Origin of the sequence: Novosphingobium sp. JCM 18896 (genome assembly GCF_025938095.1) — a bacterium.
Taxonomy (GTDB): Bacteria; Pseudomonadota; Alphaproteobacteria; order Sphingomonadales; family Sphingomonadaceae; genus Novosphingobium.
This window is the reverse complement of record NZ_JAPCZF010000001.1, coordinates 92,228-109,274: the sequence shown is the minus strand read 5'-3', so window position 1 is coordinate 109,274 and position 17,047 is coordinate 92,228. Positions and strand designations below refer to the sequence as shown.

General features: G+C 67.4%; 13 protein-coding genes. 3 read left to right on the top strand and 10 right to left on the bottom strand.

Features of this window, described 5'->3' with window-relative positions:
- Nucleotides 1-18: 18 nt before the first annotated feature.
- The 6 genes from cobA to OLX23_RS00475 form a co-directional block, all read right to left on the bottom strand.
- Entirely contained in the window at nt 19-801 is a 783-nt protein-coding gene (gene cobA, locus OLX23_RS00500; RefSeq protein WP_264442170.1) for a uroporphyrinogen-III C-methyltransferase, read from the bottom strand.
- Nucleotides 794-3,406, bottom strand: coding sequence for a nitrate reductase (locus tag OLX23_RS00495; RefSeq protein WP_264442169.1), 2,613 nt, complete (start codon nt 3,404-3,406; stop codon nt 794-796). Before OLX23_RS00495 ends, cobA begins: the two co-directional genes overlap by 8 nt.
- Nucleotides 3,407-3,410: 4 nt before the next feature.
- Entirely contained in the window at nt 3,411-3,767 is a 357-nt protein-coding gene (nirD, locus tag OLX23_RS00490) for a nitrite reductase small subunit NirD (RefSeq protein WP_264442168.1), read from the bottom strand.
- Entirely contained in the window at nt 3,764-6,244 is a 2,481-nt protein-coding gene (gene nirB / locus OLX23_RS00485) for a nitrite reductase large subunit NirB (protein WP_264443685.1), read from the bottom strand. Before nirB ends, nirD begins: the two co-directional genes overlap by 4 nt.
- Before the next feature lie 287 nt (nt 6,245-6,531).
- Nucleotides 6,532-7,839 (bottom strand): alginate export family protein, encoded by a 1,308-nt coding sequence (locus OLX23_RS00480; RefSeq protein WP_264442167.1) that lies wholly within the window; start codon nt 7,837-7,839, stop codon nt 6,532-6,534.
- Between the two features lie 108 nt (nt 7,840-7,947).
- Nucleotides 7,948-9,207 (bottom strand): nitrate/nitrite transporter, encoded by a 1,260-nt coding sequence (locus tag OLX23_RS00475; RefSeq protein ID WP_264442166.1) that lies wholly within the window; start codon nt 9,205-9,207, stop codon nt 7,948-7,950.
- A gap of 92 nt (nt 9,208-9,299) precedes the next feature.
- Between OLX23_RS00475 and OLX23_RS00470 the strand changes: the two genes are divergently transcribed.
- The gene (locus tag OLX23_RS00470) at nt 9,300-11,003 is read left to right on the top strand and encodes a bifunctional protein-serine/threonine kinase/phosphatase (protein ID WP_264442164.1); all 1,704 of its coding nucleotides are present in this window, start codon (nt 9,300-9,302) and stop codon (nt 11,001-11,003) included.
- Nucleotides 11,004-11,245: 242 nt separating this feature from the next.
- Here OLX23_RS00470 and OLX23_RS00465 read toward each other — a convergent pair whose 3' ends face one another.
- Genes OLX23_RS00465 through OLX23_RS00455 form a run of 3 tightly spaced genes read right to left on the bottom strand, consistent with a single transcriptional unit; the run spans nt 11,246 to nt 14,203 of the window.
- Nucleotides 11,246-12,454, bottom strand: coding sequence for a CmpA/NrtA family ABC transporter substrate-binding protein (locus OLX23_RS00465; RefSeq protein WP_264442163.1), 1,209 nt, complete (start codon nt 12,452-12,454; stop codon nt 11,246-11,248).
- On the bottom strand, nt 12,454-13,032 hold the full coding sequence (locus tag OLX23_RS00460) for an ANTAR domain-containing response regulator (protein WP_264442162.1): 579 nt from the start codon (nt 13,030-13,032) through the stop codon (nt 12,454-12,456). The genes OLX23_RS00465 and OLX23_RS00460 overlap by 1 nt, the downstream gene beginning before the upstream one ends.
- A gap of 43 nt (nt 13,033-13,075) precedes the next feature.
- Entirely contained in the window at nt 13,076-14,203 is a 1,128-nt protein-coding gene (locus OLX23_RS00455; protein ID WP_264442161.1) for a glycosidase, read from the bottom strand.
- Nucleotides 14,204-14,341: 138 nt separating this feature from the next.
- Between OLX23_RS00455 and OLX23_RS00450 the strand changes: the two genes are divergently transcribed.
- Complete coding sequence (locus OLX23_RS00450) at nt 14,342-14,575, top strand: hypothetical protein (protein WP_264442159.1); 234 nt, start codon at nt 14,342-14,344, stop codon at nt 14,573-14,575.
- 70 nt (nt 14,576-14,645) lie between these two features.
- Nucleotides 14,646-15,221: an NADPH-dependent FMN reductase gene (locus OLX23_RS00445; RefSeq protein ID WP_264442158.1), complete on the top strand. Its 576-nt coding sequence runs from the start codon at nt 14,646-14,648 to the stop codon at nt 15,219-15,221.
- A 24-nt stretch (nt 15,222-15,245) separates the two neighbouring features.
- Here the strand turns inward: OLX23_RS00445 and OLX23_RS00440 are convergent, their stop codons facing one another.
- Nucleotides 15,246-17,045 carry a putative bifunctional diguanylate cyclase/phosphodiesterase gene (locus OLX23_RS00440; protein WP_264442157.1) on the bottom strand — a complete coding sequence of 600 codons (1,800 nt, stop codon included), beginning with the start codon at nt 17,043-17,045 and terminating at the stop codon, nt 15,246-15,248.
- Nucleotides 17,046-17,047 lie beyond the last annotated feature (2 nt).

Below are 17,047 nucleotides of genomic sequence, written 5' to 3'. Positions count from 1 at the left end.
TGGAGGAAGGCCGCGCCCTCATGCCAGCGTTCGGGCTGCTCCCGCAAGCGCCTGGGCCTCGCCCGCGACCGCCAGCGCCTGGCCGACGAGGATCAGCGCCGGTCCATCGCCGAGCGCCGCCTTGGCCGAGAGCCCGAGCAGGTCGAGCCGGGTCAACAGTACCGACTGGCTCGGCAGGCTGGCGTTCTCGACCAGCGCCACCGGCGTATCGCCGGGCAGGCCCGCCGCCATCAGGTTGCGCGAGACCTCGCCCGCGGCAGCCTTACCCATGTAGATCGCCAAGGTCGCCTCGGGATCGGCCAGCCCCGACCAGTCGAGCGACAGTTCCTCGCCGGCGCGGGCATGGGCGGTGACGAAGGTCAGCTTGCGCGCGAGCCCGCGCAGGGTCAGCGAGGCGCCGATCCCTGCCGCAGCGGCACTGGCAGCGGTGACGCCGGGGCAGATCCGCACGGGCACGCCGGCCGCACGGCAGGCGTCGAGTTCCTCGGTCGCCCGGCCGAAGATCGACGGATCGCCGCCCTTGAGCCGCACCACGCGCTCGCCCGCGAGCGCCGCCTCGACGATCAGCGCGTCGATCGTCTTCTGATCCTTCGAGTGGCGGCCCGAGCGCTTGCCGACATGGACCAGCCGCGTGCCGGGCCGCGCGAGATCGAGCACTTCGGGGCCGACCAGCGCGTCGTAGAACACCACCGAGGCCTCGCCGATCAGCCGCTCGGCCTTGCGCGTGAGCAGTTCGGGATCGCCGGGTCCAGCGCCGACCAGCCAGACTTCTCCCGCTGCGATCGGGGTCGTGTCACGCATGGGCGGCCTCCTTGGTTTCGCCGATCAGGCGCTGGATTGCGGGGCGGCACGAGCCGCAATTGGTACCGGCCGAAAGCGCCTTGCCGACGGCATCGACCGAGACGAGTTGTTGTGTGGCAATGGCTTCGACGATGGTCTTCATACCCACGTCGAAACAGACGCAGACGATCGGACCGCGATCGGCCTGCGGCGTCGCCGGACGGCCGGCGAGCAGTTCGATCGACGAGGCCATGCCCGCGGCGGAAAGCTGCTCGATCAGCCATTCGCGCGACGGCGTGCGGCCGCTGCGCGTGACGAACAGCGCGGCGATCAACTGGCCGTCTTCGAGCACGGCGACGCGCATGCCGCCGCGCGCCTGGTCGATGGTTTCGATCCGCTCGCCCTTGGGGAGCACGGCCTTGGCCAGAACCGCCGGATCGCCGTCGCCCGCGACTTCGACCAGCCAGCCGGCAGCGACCCGGACCTTGGTGGCATAGGCTGCGGGAATCTCGTCCGGGATGTCGCGCGCGATGACGAAACCGCGCCATTCGGGAGCCAGCTTCTCGAGCCGCGCGGGGGTCGACTTGAAGCCCGGCTGGCCCGAGACCGGATCGACCAGCGGTCGCGGCAACCGGCCGGTGCGGCCGCCCGTGGACTGGCGATCGGTCCAGTGGATCGGCGTGAACACCTCGCCGCGGCGCTGGCCTTCGGACAGCAGCGCCCGGAACACCGAATCGCCCGCGGGGGTGGAAACCTGCACGAGATCGTCGGCCTGGATCTCCAGCGCGACGGCGTCGGCCGGGTGGATTTCGACCAGCGGTTCGCGGCGGTGCTGCGAGAGCTTGGGCGACAGGCCCGTGCGCGTCATCGTGTGCCACTGGTCGCGGTAGCGGCCGGTGTTGAGCGTCATCGGGAACTTCGCCAAAGGCGCCTCGATCGCCATCTGCTCGACCGCGACCAGCCGTGCCTTGCCATCGGGCGTGGAAAAGCGGCCATTGGCGAACGGCGCCTTGTCCCCTTCACCGCCCCACCGGAATGGCGTCATGGCGTCATAGGCGGGGTTCGAGATGACCGCGTGATGGCCGATGTCGAACAGACGCTTGCCGCCGTTCTGATAGGTCGAGAGCCGGGCGTGCTCGCGATAGATGTCGGCGGGACGATCGTAGGCGAAGGCCTCGGTCCAGCCCATCGCCTGGGCCACCTGGGTGATGATCCACCAGTCGGGCCGGGCCTCGCCCGCGAGCGGGAACAGCGCGCGCTGGCGGCTGATTAGGCGTTCCGAATTGGTGACCGTGCCGTCTTTCTCGCCCCAGCCCGCCGCGGGCAGCTTGACGTGGGCGAAGCGGCCGGTGTCGGTATCGGCGATGCAGTCCGAGACGACGACGAAGGGACAGGCGGCCAGCGCCTCGCGCACCAGGCCTGCGTCGGGCAGCGACACCGCGGGGTTGGTCGCCATGATCCACAGCGCCTTGACCCGGCCTTCGCGAACCTGGCGAAACAGGTCGACCGCCTTGAGCCCGGGCTTGCTGGCCATGCGCGGCGCGGCCCAGAAGCGGCGGACGGTCTCGACGTTCTCGGGCGCGAAATCCATGTGCGCGGCCAGGGTCGAGGCGAGCCCGCCGACCTCGCGGCCACCCATCGCATTGGGCTGGCCGGTAATCGAGAACGGCGCCGCGCCGGGCTTGCCGATGCGGCCCGTGGCGAGGTGGACATTGAGGATCGCATTGACCTGGTCGGTGCCGCGCACCGACTGGTTGATCCCCTGGCTGAACAGCGTGATCGTCCGCGGATTGGCCGCGAACAGTTCGTAGAAGGCGAGCAGGTCCGCCGGAGGCAGGTCGCAGGCCGCGGCGGTCGACCAAAGGTCGCTGCCCTCACCGAGCTTTTCCCAGAAACCGTCGGGGGTTGTCACGCAGTCTTCGAGATAGCCCTCGTCGAGCAGGCCCTTGTCGCGGCAGTAGGCCAGCAGGCCGTTCATCAGCGCGACGTCGCTGCCGGGACGGAGCGGCAAGTGAAGGTCGGCCTCCTCGCAGGTCTCGGTCCGACGCGGATCGACCACCACGAGCTTGGTACCGCGCGAAGCCCGCGCCGCCATGATCCGTTGGTAGACGATCGGATGGCACCAGGCGGTGTTCGAGCCGACGAGCACGATCAGGTCGGCCTCGTCGAAATCGGCGTAGGTTGCGGGAACCACGTCCTCGCCGAAGCCGCGGATATGCCCGGCGACCGCGCTCGACATGCAGAGGCGCGAGTTGGTGTCGATGTTGCCCGTGCCGATGAAGCCCTTCATCAGCTTGTTGGCGACGTAGTAGTCCTCGGTCAGCAACTGGCCCGAGACGTAGAAGGCGACGCTGTCCGGGCCATAGCGCGCGATCGTATCGGCAAAGCGCTTGGCGACGCGGTCGATCGCCTTGTCCCAGGTGACGCGCTTGCCGCCGGCCTCGGGGTAGAGCAGCCGGCCTTCGAGGCCGACCGTCTCGCCTAGATGCGTGCCCTTCGAGCAGAGCTTGCCGAGGTTGGCGGGGTGCGTCTCGTCGCCCTTGATCGCGACCTCGCGCCCCGTCACCTCGGCCTTGATGCCGCAGCCGACGCCGCAATAGGCGCAGGTGGTGCGGATTTCGCGCATCGGGTCAGGCCGCCTTCGCCACGGCCGCACGCTTGGCGACGACCGCCTCGCGCAGCAGGTAGATCCGGCCCGCGTCGACCTTGAGCGGGATCGTCGGCACACAGCCCTCGTCGTCGCCGAGCGCCTCGCCGGTCTTGAGCGAGATGTTCCAGTTGTGCAGCGGGCAGGTCACGACGTTGCCGTGGACGATGCCCTGGCTCAGCGGCCCCTGCTTGTGCGGGCACTTGTTGACGAGGGCATAGAACTGGTTGTCCATCGTGTGGAACACCGCGATTTCCTCACCGCCACGCACCGGCAGGGTGCGGGCGTTGCCCGGGGCGATCTGGTCCGTGGGACCGATGTCGAGCCAGTCTCCGATCATTGTGCGAACTCCAGGGGCCGAACTTCGGCAAGGTGTTGGTGCAGTTCGGCATCCTCGCCCGCGGCGCGCTTGGCCCAGGGATCGTCCTGCATGAACTGCTGCGAGTAGCGGAACCGTGCGGCGAGCTTGGCGACCGCCTCGGGATCGTCGAACAGGCCCTGCTTGACGTGGTCGAGACCGACACGCTCGATCCAGGGGGCGGTGCGTTCGAGGTACCAGGCCTGCTCGCGGTAGAGCTGGGTGAAGGCGGCGCAGACGTCCATCGCCTCCTGCTCGGTCGCGACCTTGCACAGCAGGTCGGTGGCGCGAACCTTGATGCCGCCGTTGCCGCCGACATGGAGTTCGTAGCCCGAGTCGACGCAGACCACGCCGAAGTCCTTGATCGTCGCCTCCGCGCAATTGCGTGGGCAGCCCGAGACCGCGATCTTGAACTTGTGCGGCATCCACGAGCCCCAGGTCATCTGCTCGAGCTTGACCCCAAGCCCGGTCGAATCCTGGGTACCGAAGCGGCACCATTCCGAACCGACGCAGGTCTTTACCGTGCGCAGCGACTTGCCGTAGGCGTGGCCCGAGACCATGCCGGCGGCGTTGAGATCGGCCCAGACCGCGGGCAGGTCCTCCTTCTTGATGCCGAAGATGTCGAGCCGCTGGCCGCCGGTCACCTTGACCATCGGCGCGTTGTACTTCTCGACCACGTCGGCAATCGCGCGCAGTTCCTTCGGATTGGTCAGCCCGCCCCACATCCGCGGGACGACCGAATAGGTACCGTCCTTCTGGATGTTGGCGTGCATGCGCTCGTTGACGAAGCGGCTCTTCTGGTCGTCGACGTACTCGCCGGGCCAGGCGCAGAGCAGGTAGTAGTTGAGCGCCGGACGGCACGAGGAGCAGCCGTCGGGCGTGGTCCAGTGCAGTTCCTGCATCACCTGAGGAATTGCCTTCAGTTCCTTCTCGAGGATCAGGCGGCGCACGTCGTCGTGGCTGAAGCTCGTGCACTTGCAGACGGTCTTGGGGCCCGACTGGATGTCGTCGCCGAGCGTGATCTTGAGCAGGCTCTCGACCAGGCCCGTGCACGAACCGCAGCTTGCCGAGGCCTTGCACTGCGAACGGACGGCGTCGAGGCTGCAGGCCCCGCCCTGGATGGTCTTGACCACGGTGCCCTTGGAGACGCCGTTGCAGCCGCAGATCTCGGCATCGTCCGAGAGGGCGGCAACGGCGGCATTAGGGTCCGCGAGGGCGCCCCCCGAAGCGAAGGCCTGACCGAAGATCAGCGCGTCGCGGATGTCCGAGACGTCCTCGCCCTTCTTGAGCAGGTCGAAGTACCAGGAGCCGTCGGCCGTATCGCCATACAGCACCGCGCCGACGAGCTTGTCGTCCTTGACGATGACGCGCTTGTATATCCCGCGCGCGGCGTCGCGCATGACGATGTCCTCGGCGCCGTCGCCGCCCGAGAAGTCACCGGCGGAGAACAGGTCGATGCCCGAGACCTTGAGCTTGGTCGAGGTGACCGAGCCCTCGTAGCCCGAGGGGCTGTCGGTCGCGTGGTCAGCCAGCGCACGGCACATGTCCCACAGCGGCGCAACGAGGCCATAGCAGGTGCCGCGGTGCTGGACGCATTCGCCCACGGCCATGATCGCCGGGTCCGAGGTGATCATGTGGTCGTCGACCATGATGCCGCGCTCGACCTCGAGACCCGCGGCCTTGGCCAGCGCCGTGGCCGGGCGGATGCCGACCGCCATGACGACGATGTCGGCAGGGATTTCTCGCCCGTCCTTGAGCTTGACGCCGGCGACGTGGCCATCCTTCTCGACGATCTCGGCGGTATCGGCGCCGGTAAGGATCACCTGGCCGCGGCTTTCGAGCTCGGTCTTGAGCAGGTAGCCGGCGGCTTCGTCGAGCTGACGCTCCATCAGGGTCGGCATCAGGTGGATGACGGTGACCGCCATGCCGCGCAGGTTGAGGCCGTGCGCGGCCTCGAGCCCGAGCAGGCCGCCACCGATGACCACCGCATTGCCACCCTTGTCCGCGGCGGCGAGCATCTTGTCGACGTCGTCGAGGTCACGGAAGGTGACGACACCGGGTAGCTTGGAGCCGGGAACAGGAATGATGAAGGGATCGGAGCCCGTGGCGATCAGCAGCCGGTCATAGGGCTCGACGCGGCCCGAGCGAGCGATGACGGTCTGGGTCGCGCGATCGATCTGGTCGACCGGATCGCCCGAGATCAGCTCGATGCCGTTCTCTTCGTACCATTCGGCCGTGTTGATGACGATGTCGTCGAAGGCCTTCTCGCCCGCGAGCACCGGCGAGAGCATGATGCGGTTGTAGTTCACCCGCGGCTCGGCGCCGAAGATCGCGATCGAGTAGCGGCCCGGATCGCGTGCGAGGATCTCCTCGACCGCGCGGCAACCGGCCATGCCGTTACCGATCACGACCAAGCGTTCGCGGGTGCCGCTACCGGGGTTGTCGTTTCCGAAGGTCATCGGCGCATTCACGTCAGGTCTCCGTACCGAACGCGCACAACGAAAAAGCCGCCTCGAATCGATCCTTTCGGGATCATTCGGGCGGCTCCGTTGCCACGCGTTGTCTAATGAAAAGCGGCTGCGCTGGTTCGCCCGACGTTGGGCGGCACGGCCTCGCTTGCCTTCTGTCTAACCGATTCTCCGCGCCGGGGGCAAGTCTTTTTTGCAGTGCAGCAATTCACACGGGTTATGGCGAAGGAGACCGGGGCGCCTAGCGCTCCGGCCTCCTTCGCCTTCCTGGGGAGGAACTAGAAAGCCACCTCGGCCTGGAGCCAGAACTTTTCGGTATCCTGGTCGCCGGCGAAATCGGCGGCGCCGTGGCGCTTGTAGTTGGCGTATTTGGCCAGCACCGCGACCTGGCCGAGCTTGAAGCCCAGCGAGGCGTTCCATTCGTCGCCGTAGTCGAGCCCGCCGACGTCGCTGTCGAAATTGTGCCAGATCACCGCGGCGTTGAGCCCGGGCAGCGCCTTGACGCGATCGAACTTGTAGGCCGCGCCGACATAGCTGTCGCGCAGGCCCTTGGCCGGCGTGGTCAGGAACAGGTCGGCCCAGCCGTTGAACTTGTGCAGGGTCGCCATCGGCATCTGCACCGCGCGGCTGGCGCCCGCCGCGGCGGTGCGATCGCTGCCGAGTTCCTCGTAGCCCGCGGTCAGGGTCAGCTTGTCGATCGCGAGGCCAGCTTCGCCGGCAATATAGTCGGCCGAATAGTCGACCGGGTTGCTGCCGTAGTCGCTCTGCCGCGCATAGCTGGCCATCAGGTTGAGCTTGAACTTGGGCGCCAGCGGGAACGAGCCCGTCGCCTTGCCGCCGTAGGACTGCGACGAGTTCGCGCGGAAGAACACGGGATCGTAGTCGAGCAGATAGGCGAAGGCGCGCAGGTTGACCGGGCCTGCCTTGGCCACGGCGTTGAGGAAGACGAAATCGCCGTCGTAGTCCTGGCGCGGTCCCTGGCCGGGGGCGAAATCGGTGGTACGTCCGGCGTCGATGCCGAAGATCGTGCGCTGGCTGATCGCATAGGTCGCATCGAGGTTCACCGGCCCCAGCTTGGCCTCGGCACGCACGGCGTCGAAGGTCTGCTCGTTCTGCCGCCAGGCGACCGAGCCGACCCAGCGCTGATCGTCGATGTTGATCCGCTGGCGACCGAGCGTCAGCGTCGCCGCCTTGCTCTTGTACTGGATCTGCGCGCGGTTGAGGTCGATGTTCTCGGGATCGGGGACCACCGAGAACTGCGGCCGCCGCTGGCCGACCGCGACCGCGAAGGGAAAGGCGTTGTAGTCGGCGCCGATCGCCAAGGTGCCTTCGCCCTCGACCAGCGCCGAGAAGCCCGAGGCGTGCTTGAGCTCGACACCCGCGCGCAGGCGCAGGGTGACGGCATCGGCTTCAGTCGCCGGCTGATCGACATGCTCCCAGCGCAGCCGCGCGTCGATGATCGGATCGAGCGTCAGGCCGTCGCCGACCTTGACCGGATCCCCGAACTTGGGCGCCGGTGCTGCGAGCGCAGGCTGCGCGAAACCGAGCGGCGCCGCCAGCGCGGCCGCCGTGATGAACTTCCTCATGATGTGATCCCTTCCTGACGGTTCTTTGCGCGTCAGGCCCCTTCCCCCGCCTCGTCACCCCCGCTGCCGCGGGGGTGACTGGCTCGTCTTTCGATAGGTGGTATGCGTTTAGATGCGCACGCCCTGGACCGCGGCGCCCCAGGTCGTCCGCCAGCGGCTCTTGACCAGGGTCAGGCCGAGCAGCGCGATCACCGCCAGGCTGGCGAAGATCAGGAAGCCCGGGCTGGTGCTGCCGGTCAGCTTCTTGGCGAAGCCGAGCGACGAGGCGAGGTAGAAGCCACCGACGCCCCCGCCGAAACCGACGAGCCCGGTCATCACGCCGATCTCCTTGCGGAAACGCTGCGGGACGAGCTGGAACACCGCGCCGTTACCGATGCCCAGCGTGCCCATGACGGTGAGGAACAAGGCGATCGTCAGCGGCAGCGAGGCGCCGGCGAAGGCGATGCCCGCCAGCACGATCGCCGCGAAGGCATAGACCGCGGTGAGCGTACGGATACCGCCGAAGCGGTCGGCCAGGCCGCCGCCGATCGGGCGCAGCAGCGAACCCGTGAACACGCAGGCGGCCGTGCAATAGCCGGCGATGACCGGGGTCAGACCGAAGCTGTCGGCATAGTAGGTCGGCAGCGAGTTCGAGAGGCCGACGAAGCCGCCGAACGTCACGAAGTAGAACAGCATGAACCACCAGGCGTCCTTCTCCTTGAGCACGTCGGCATAGGCCGAGAGCGGCTTGGGCTCGGGCTGGTCGGGGCTGTCCTTGGCGGCGATCATGTAGAACACGAAGACCGCGATCAGCGGGATCAGCGCGAGGCCGAAGACCTCGTTCCAGCCGAAGGTCTTGGCGAGCAGCGGCGCGAACAGCGCGGCGAGCACGGTGCCCGAATTGCCCATGCCGGCGATGCCCATGGCCTTGCCCTGGTGCTCGGGCGGATACCAGCGGCTGGCGAGCGGCAGTGCGACCGCGAAGCTGGCACCGGCAAAGCCCAGGATCACGCCGATCGCCAGGGTGCCCTCGTAAGTGGAGATGCCGAAGTGCCAGGCAACGGCGAGGCCGGCGATGACGATGAGCTGGTTGATCGCGCCGGTCAGCTTCTGGCCGATGCGATCGCCGAGCAGGCCGTTGACGATGCGCAGCACCGCACCGGCAAGCGTCGGCACGGCGACCATCAGGCCCTTCTGCGCGGGATCGAGCCCGAGCTCCTGCGAGATGATCGGCGCCAGGGGGCCGAGCATGACCCAGACCATGAAGGCGACGTCGAAATAGAGGAACGAGGCGATCAGGGTCGGGCGGTGGCCCGATTTCCAGAAGCTCTGGCTGGTATTCGGCCCGGAATCCATGCCGGCACCCTCCTTCATGGCAAGCGTACTCATTGGCATGTCCCCTTCGGACTTGACGAGACGGAAGTGAGATCGATCCTCACGCGGGCGGGCGTGGTGCGCGCACATGTGAGGGGGCGAAGAAATTGCGCGATGCGAGTCACGCGGACGGGCAACTGGTGCTGGCGGCGGGCTTTGCCAGCGCCCAGGGGCCGCGCGAGGAGAACCAGGACTTCGGCGGCGTCCACATGGGCACGGCGCTCGAGCGCATGCGCCAGGGCGTGATCGCGGCGGTGGCCGACGGCGTCAGCGGCGGCAAGCGCGGCCGCGTCGCCGCCGAACTGGCAGTGCGCGCGCTGATCGAGGGCTTCTACGCGATGCCCGACACGCTGGGTCCGGCGCGCGCGATGCAGGCGCCGCTGGCGGCCTACAACCGCTGGCTCCACGGCATGGGGCGCAGCGACGACATGGAAAACGCGGCGAGCACCTTCACCGCGCTTGCGCTGCGCGGACGCCGTGCGCATCTGGTCCACGTCGGCGACAGCCGCGCCTGGCGCTTCGCCGGTGGCAAGCTGACCTGCCTGACCAAGGATCATGTCCGCCCCGAGCCCGACCTTCGTCATGTGCTGATCCGCGCGCTGGGCATCGAGCCCGAACTGCGGCTCGACCACGCGACGATCGAACTGGCCGAACACGACCGCCTGCTGCTGACCAGCGACGGCGTGCACGGTCCGCTCAGCGACAAGCGCATCGCCGCGATCCTGGGTCAGCAGAAGTCGGCCGAAGCCACCGCCGAGGAACTGGTCGAGGCCGCGCTCGAAGCCGGGGGCCGCGACAATGCCACGGCCGTGCTGATCGACGTCGTCCGCCTGCCCGCGCCCGATCACGAGGGCATCCTCGCGGGCCTGTCCGCCCTGCCCGCGATCACGCCGCCGGAGCCGGGCACCAGCTTCGACGGGTTCCGCATCGACCGTGTGCTCAGCGAAGGCCGCTACGCGATCCTGCTCGTCGCCGAGGACGGCGAAGCCGGCGGCCAGGTCGTGCTCAAGTTCCCGCGCCCCAACGCGCTCAGCGAACGCGCGATCCGCCTGGCCTTCGCCCGTGAACTGCTGCTGGCCCAGCGCGTCGCCAGTCCTTTCGTGCTGGCCGCGCATCCGGTCCGCCCCGACCGGCAGACCGCACTCTACTGCGTCCAACCGCTGCTCACCGGCGAGACCATGGCCGATCGCCTGGCGGCCGGCCTGCCCCCGCTGAAGCTCGCGGTCGAGCACGCGATCCGCCTGACCCGAGCGGTCGCCGCGCTGCATCGGCTCGAAGTGGTTCACCGCGACATCAAGCCCGACAACGTGATGCTGACGAGCGACGGCGGCCTCAAACTGATCGACCTCGGGGTCGCGCGACTGCCGCGGGTCGAGGATTTCCACGGCGACGAGATCCCCGGCACGCCGGGCTTCATGGCGCCCGAACAGTTCGCCGGAAACGCCGGCGACGACCTGACCGACCAGTTCGCCCTCGGCGTCACGCTTTACCGTTGGCTGACCGGACACTGGCCCTTCGGCGAGCAGGAAGCCTTCCAGCGCCCGCGTTTCGGCCGCCCGACCCCGCCCTCGAAGTACCGCGCCGAGATCCCGTCCTGGCTCGACGACGCGGTGCTGACCGCGATCCAGCCTGACCGCGAGGCGCGCTTCGGCGACGTCATCGACCTGCTCCGGGCGCTCGAACGCGGCGGCTCGCTCGAAGTCCGCCAACGTCGTCCGGTGCCGCTGATCGAGCGTAACCCGGTGCGATTCTGGCAGGCGGTCAGCCTTGGGCTGGCGCTGGCGCTCGCCCTTTCGCTGATTCTGCGCTGATCCCACCTGACCCATCGGGCACTCGCTCCGCCTCGTGCGGACAACGCAAAAAACCGCCTCGACTTGGCTCCCGGGTGGGGACCAATTCGGGCGGCGACGTTGCCACGCAATGTTTCGTTGAAGCCCAGCGGCGCTCTAGTCCGCCCGTCCTTGGGCGGCGGCCGGCTTGGCTGCTGGCAGGAAGGCTAACCGATTCGCACGGACTTGGTAAAGGTATTTTTGCAATGCAGCATGAATTGATCTCAGCCGAGCTGCGCGATGTACTCGGCAAGATGACTGGGATCGAATACGCGACCGTCAAAAAACGCATTACTTTCCAAAGTCATCGTACCCTGCTGGGTCGAGACCGAGGTCTTCTGCCGGAGACTGCCTTCGACCTTCGAACTGGCGCCCGGTAGCGGCTCGCCGGTGCCAATTAGTGCACTGCGGTATACGTCGGGACGGAACACGCGCGCGGCTTTTTCGGCATCGGCCGAATCGAAGGTCAGCCCGTCCCAGCGCACCATCTGGGTGTAGAGCCACTCGGCCTGGCTGACCCAGGGGAAGTTCGCCGCCTCGCGGTACTGGAACATGAAATCGGGATATTCGACGATCTCTCCGCCCCGCGCGAGCAGCAGTTGGTCGGCGATCGCGCGGCGAATCAGCACGGGATCGCCGTCGAGATATTCGGCCCTCGCGAGGATCGCGGCGTTGGCTTCCCAATTGGCCGGATCGACGAAATGCCGCCCCGCACGACACATGGCGCGGATCAGGCGTTCGACGGCGCCGCGCTTCTCGTTCAGCACGGGCTCGCGCAGCGCGAGGACCTTCTCGACGCCGCGACGCCAGACCTGCGCGGTCGCGAGGACGATCTGCCCCACCCCACGCTCGACCGCGACCGAATTCCACGGCTCGCCGACGCAGATGCCGTCGACCTCCCCGGCCTCGAGCGCGTCGGCGCAGAACGGCGGCGGCACGGTGGTGATCTCGACATCGCGGTCGGGCATGATGCCGCAAGCCGCGAGCCAGTAGCGCAGCATGTAGTTGTGGCTCGAATAGCGGTGAACCACGCCGAAGCGCAGCGGATTGCCGGCGGCCACGCGCTCGCGCACGACCTCGGCCAGCACCGCGCCGACCTGCGCGGGATCGCCCAATTTACCGTCGACACCAACGCGCTGCGCGATGTCCGAGCGCAGGGTGATGGCATTGCCGTTGAGACCCAGGACGAAAGGCACCGCCAGCGGCTGCGCCGGACGCCCGCGGCCCAGGGTCGTCGCGATCGCCAGCGGCGCGACCATATGCGCGGCGTCGCTGTGGCCATAGAGCAGGCGATCGAGCACCGTCGCCCAGGACACGTCCTTGACGAGATTGAGCGAAACCCCCTCGTCCTCGGCGAAGCCGTGTTCGCGCGCGAGGATCGGCAGACAGCCATCGACGAGCGGGAGGAAGCCGATCGTCAGTTCCTCGGCCATCACTTGCCTCCCATCAATTTGTGCGCGGTGATGATCGCATCGGCGATCTCGGCAATCTTCTTGCCCTGGTCCATCGCCGCCTTGCGCATCTCGGCATAGGCCTTGGGCTCGGTCAGCCCGCGGCTGTCCATGAGGATGCGCTTGGCCTTGTCGATCGCCTCGCGCTCGGCCAGCCGCCCGCGTGCTTCATCGAGATCCGATTGCAACCGCGCGAAGGCGTTGAAGCGCCGCACCGCGACGTCGATCAGCGGCTTGATGCGGTTGGCGGACAGGCCGTCGACGACATAGGCCGAGACTCCGGCATCGATCGAGGCCGCGATGGCGTCGTCGTCGCTCTGGTCGACAAACATGGCGATCGGCCGGGCCAGCGCGCGGCTGACCGCGAAATATTCCTCGAGCACGTCGCGCGAGGGGTTGCCGAGGTCCATCAGCACGATGTCGGGCGCGATCTCGCCGATCCGCGCGACAAGGCCGCGCCTTTCGGTCACCACGAAAATCTCGCAGTCGTCGAGCGACGCGAGTCCTTCCTGGATCACCGAAGCGCGCGCGGCGCTTTCATCGACGATGGCGATGCGCATCGCTGCCTATTGCACTGCAACATCGGCTTTTGGCAACGGGGTGTCAGAAGCGGGTCTTGGGAATGTGCGTGATCCGGCAAGCGAGATCGGCTTCGCCCGAGGCGACGATGAAATGGTCCTCCGCCTCGACGATCCCCGTCGTGAAGACCACATCACGCAGGTACATCAGGTCCTCGATCGGTGTGGTCAGCCCGGGATCGGCCTCGATCAGCGGATCGTGACTGGTGGCGATCGTACGCGCGGGATGCTCGGGATCTAGCAGCGACCAATAGGTGCGGTAGACCCCGACGATGCCGCTTGGCTCGACCCCGTGCCACAGGGTCAGCCAGCCGCGCTTGCCCGCCACTTCGGTGAGGATGGGCGGCGTCCCCCCGCCCATCCGCGCGGTCGCGACGGTTGCAGCGTGGGGGCGGATGCCCGGCTCGATGTGCGGCTGCCAGTGGCGGCAATCGGGCGACGAGGCGAGATTGATCGAGGGTCCCGCGCGCCATTCGCTGCCCGGCGGATAGGCGAAGTAGAGATCGCCGAGCGGCCGCGTCTGCGCCCAGAACTTGCCGCCGATCAGCCCCTCGAAGATCAGCATGTCCTTGTTCTGGTGATCGAGGACGATGCCTTCGAAATGCCAGTCCATCGCGTCTTCGGAGCTGTAGAGTGTGGTCGAATGCCGCTCGGGGCTGACCGAGCAGGTGGTCATCCAATATTTGCCTTCGACCCGACTGATCCGCGCGTCTTCGAGGCCGTAGCACTGCCAGGAACCCGTCGGCGCCACGGCGCGGTCGTAGTGCACCGCGACGATCGCGAGTCCATTTGGCGACAGTTCGACGGGCAGCAGCCACGACAGCGAGGTCAGCGCCATGATATTCCAGCCGCCGCCGCGCAGCATGAACTTGCGCGGATCGGCGGTGTCGGCGAATTCGAGCGGCCAGCCGTCGAGCACGTACTTGCCCTCATCCCAACGGATCGCATGGACCTTGCCGTCGAAGATCGGCTGGCGCAGCGCCTCGGCCACCCGCACGAGCATCAGCAGGTTGCCGTTGGGCAGCTTGGTCAAGGCGGGATTGAACGCGCCCAGCACATAGGTCTCGGCATCGAAATGCCCGGCCAGCGGCGAGCGCGACAGGTCGATCATCGGCGGCGTGAAGACGAGGCGATCGACGGTGAATTCGGCCATGGCTTGCGCCCCTGAGATTGCTTCTGCCCACGGAAAGCCTTCGCTCGACGGAGAGTTCCGCAGGCCTCGCGCGGTCGGCAGGAACATGGGTCCGTTCCGGTCGTTTCTGGGGCCACGTGTTCAACGGAGTATCCCATCATGGCCGAAGATCGCACCGTCATCGTCGAAACCCCCAGCCGCGGCGGCGGTTCGGGCTGGGTCATCGCCCTGGTCCTCGTCATCGCGCTCGTGGTGGGCATCGTCTTCTTCAGCCGCATGAGCGACAGCGAAGTGGTCAAGAACAATGCCGTCGCCAATGCCGCGCAGAATGTCGGCGATGCGGCAAAGGACGTCGGCAGCGCCGCAAAGGACGTCGCCAATCCGGCCAAGTAAGCACCGCTCCACGGCTTGACGGCGCCAAGCCGCACCCCGCAGGGTGTCGCCGTCGGCCGTGGAGAATCGTGTGACTGCAAATACCGGAGCGTCCCCCCTCAAGGTTCTCACCTTCGCCGGCAGCCTGCGCCGCGAATCCTACAACCGCTCGCTGATCCGAGCCGCGGTCGAGCTGGCGCCGGCCGACATGGAGGTGGAGCTCTTCGATCTCGCCGCCGTGCCGCTCTACGACGGCGACGTCGAGGAAGCCGGCGATCCCGAGGGCGTGGTCCGCTTCAAGCAGGCGATCGCCGCAGCCGACGGCGTGATCATGGCCACCCCCGAATACAACCATGGGGTCCCCGGCGTGATGAAGAACGCCATCGACTGGGCCTCTCGCCCGCCGCGCGACGCGGTCCTCGCGCACAAGCCGGTCGCGATATTCGGCGCCTCGCCGGGGATCACGGGCACGGCCCGCGGCCAGAGCCAGCTGCGCCAGGCCTTCGAATTCACCGAGAGCTACTGCATGCCCCAGCCCGAAGTGCTGGTCTTCCGCGCCCATGAAAAGTTCGATGCGGAAGGGCGCTTGACCGACGAGCGTACGCGCCAGGGCGTCGCCCGCTTTATGGCCGCTTTCGCCGACTGGGTGCGCCGCTGCCAGCGCTGAAGCGCGGCCTGCGAAAGACTTGGATCAGGCTAGGCCGTAGCGCGCGGTAACGTCGTCGGCGCGCAGCAGCGGCTCGATCTCGCTCGCCGCAATCGCCGGGGCCACGAGGAAACCCTGGATCAGATCGCAGCCGAGTTCCTTGAGCACTTCCGCCTGCTCGCGCGTCTCTACACCTTCGGCAGTCACAGTCTTGCCGAGTTGATGCGCGAGCGAAATGACATTGCCGACGATGGCACGGTCGGCGCGGTCGTGCTCGATCGAACGGATGAAGCTCTTGTCGATCTTCACCACCTGGACCGGCATGTCGCGCAGGTGGCGCAGCGAGGCGAACCCCGTGCCGAAATCGTCGAAGGCGATGGCGACGCCAGCCTTGTGAAGACGATCGATCTCCGACCGCGCGCAATCGCCGCCGCGCCCCATCAGGACGTCCTCGTTGATCTCAACCCGAATGTCGCCCGCGCCGATGCGGCCGTCGGCGATCGCCGCGAGGATTGCGTCGACGTAGCGGCCCGAGCGGAAATCGCCGAGCGTCGCGTTGATCGAGATCGAAGCGAAACGAACGCGATCGCGATGCCACTGCTCGATCTGCCGGACCGTGACGTCGATGACATAGCAGCCTACCTGCGCGGCCAGATGCTCGTCGGACAGCGCTTCGATGAACTGGGGCGGTCGGATCAGGCCGAGCTCGGGATGGTTCCAGCGCAGCAGCGCTTCCATCGCAACGGGAGCACCTGGGACCAGCGATACGATGGGCTGGTAATGGACCACGAATTCGCCTTCGTGGAGACCACGCTGAAAGGCTTCGCGCAGCGCCGCGCGGCGGTGAACCGCTTCCTGCATCTCCTCGCCGAACAGTTCGGCGCGGCCGCGGCCGTTGGCCTTGGCTTCGTGCAGCGCGATATCGGCGTTCTTGAGCAATTCGTCGCGGCCCGCAGGCCCGACCGGCAGCATCGCCATGCCCAGGCTCGCCGACAGCAGTCTCTCGCTGCCACAGACCGGAATCGGCTTGGCAAAGGCCTGGAAGATGCCGGCAATGCGCTGGCGGACCACGTCCTCGGAGGCGCAGTCGCGCAGGATGATGCCGAATTCGTCGCCACCGAGCCGCGCGACCTCGTCGTTGCGACCCATGGCGGCGCGCAGGCGCAGTGCGAGTTCCTGCAACAGCGCATCGCCGGCGCCATGGCCGAGGCAATCGTTGATTTCTTTGAAGTGGTCGACGTCGAGAATACCCACGGCGATGCGGCCCGGCGTGGCGCGGGTATCGGCGATGATGTCTTCGACGCTGCGCATGAAGGCGTTGCGATTGGGCAGGTTGGTGACCTGATCGACGTTCGCCAGGCGGCGCAGCCGCTCTTCCGCCTGACGCCGCGCGGTCACGTCGAAACGAATGGCGATGAAGCGCTCGATCTGGCCGTTGCGGCGACGATGCGGAACGATCGTGGTGTCGACCCAGAACAGGTCGCCGTTCTTGGAGCGATTGCAGATCTCGCCGCGCCAGACGTGGCCGAGCATGATCTCGCGCTGCATCTGCCGGAAGAAGGTCCAGTCGTGCTCGTTCGAGCGGAGCATGCGATGGTTGGTTCCGACCAGCTCACCGCGGGTGTAGCCGGTGAGTTCGCAGAAGCGATCGTTGACCGAAAGGATCGTGCCGAGCGGATCGGTGATGTCGACGATCGCTGCCTCGTTCAGCGCTTCCTGATAGAAGGCTGCGAGGTCCGTCTCGACCGCCTGCGGCTGTGCCGCCGGCCAGCCGGCGAAATCCGCTCCCTGGTGCTCGGAGACAAGCTCCCGCCCCAGGAAATCTTCGCGAAAGTTGGGCTTCATCG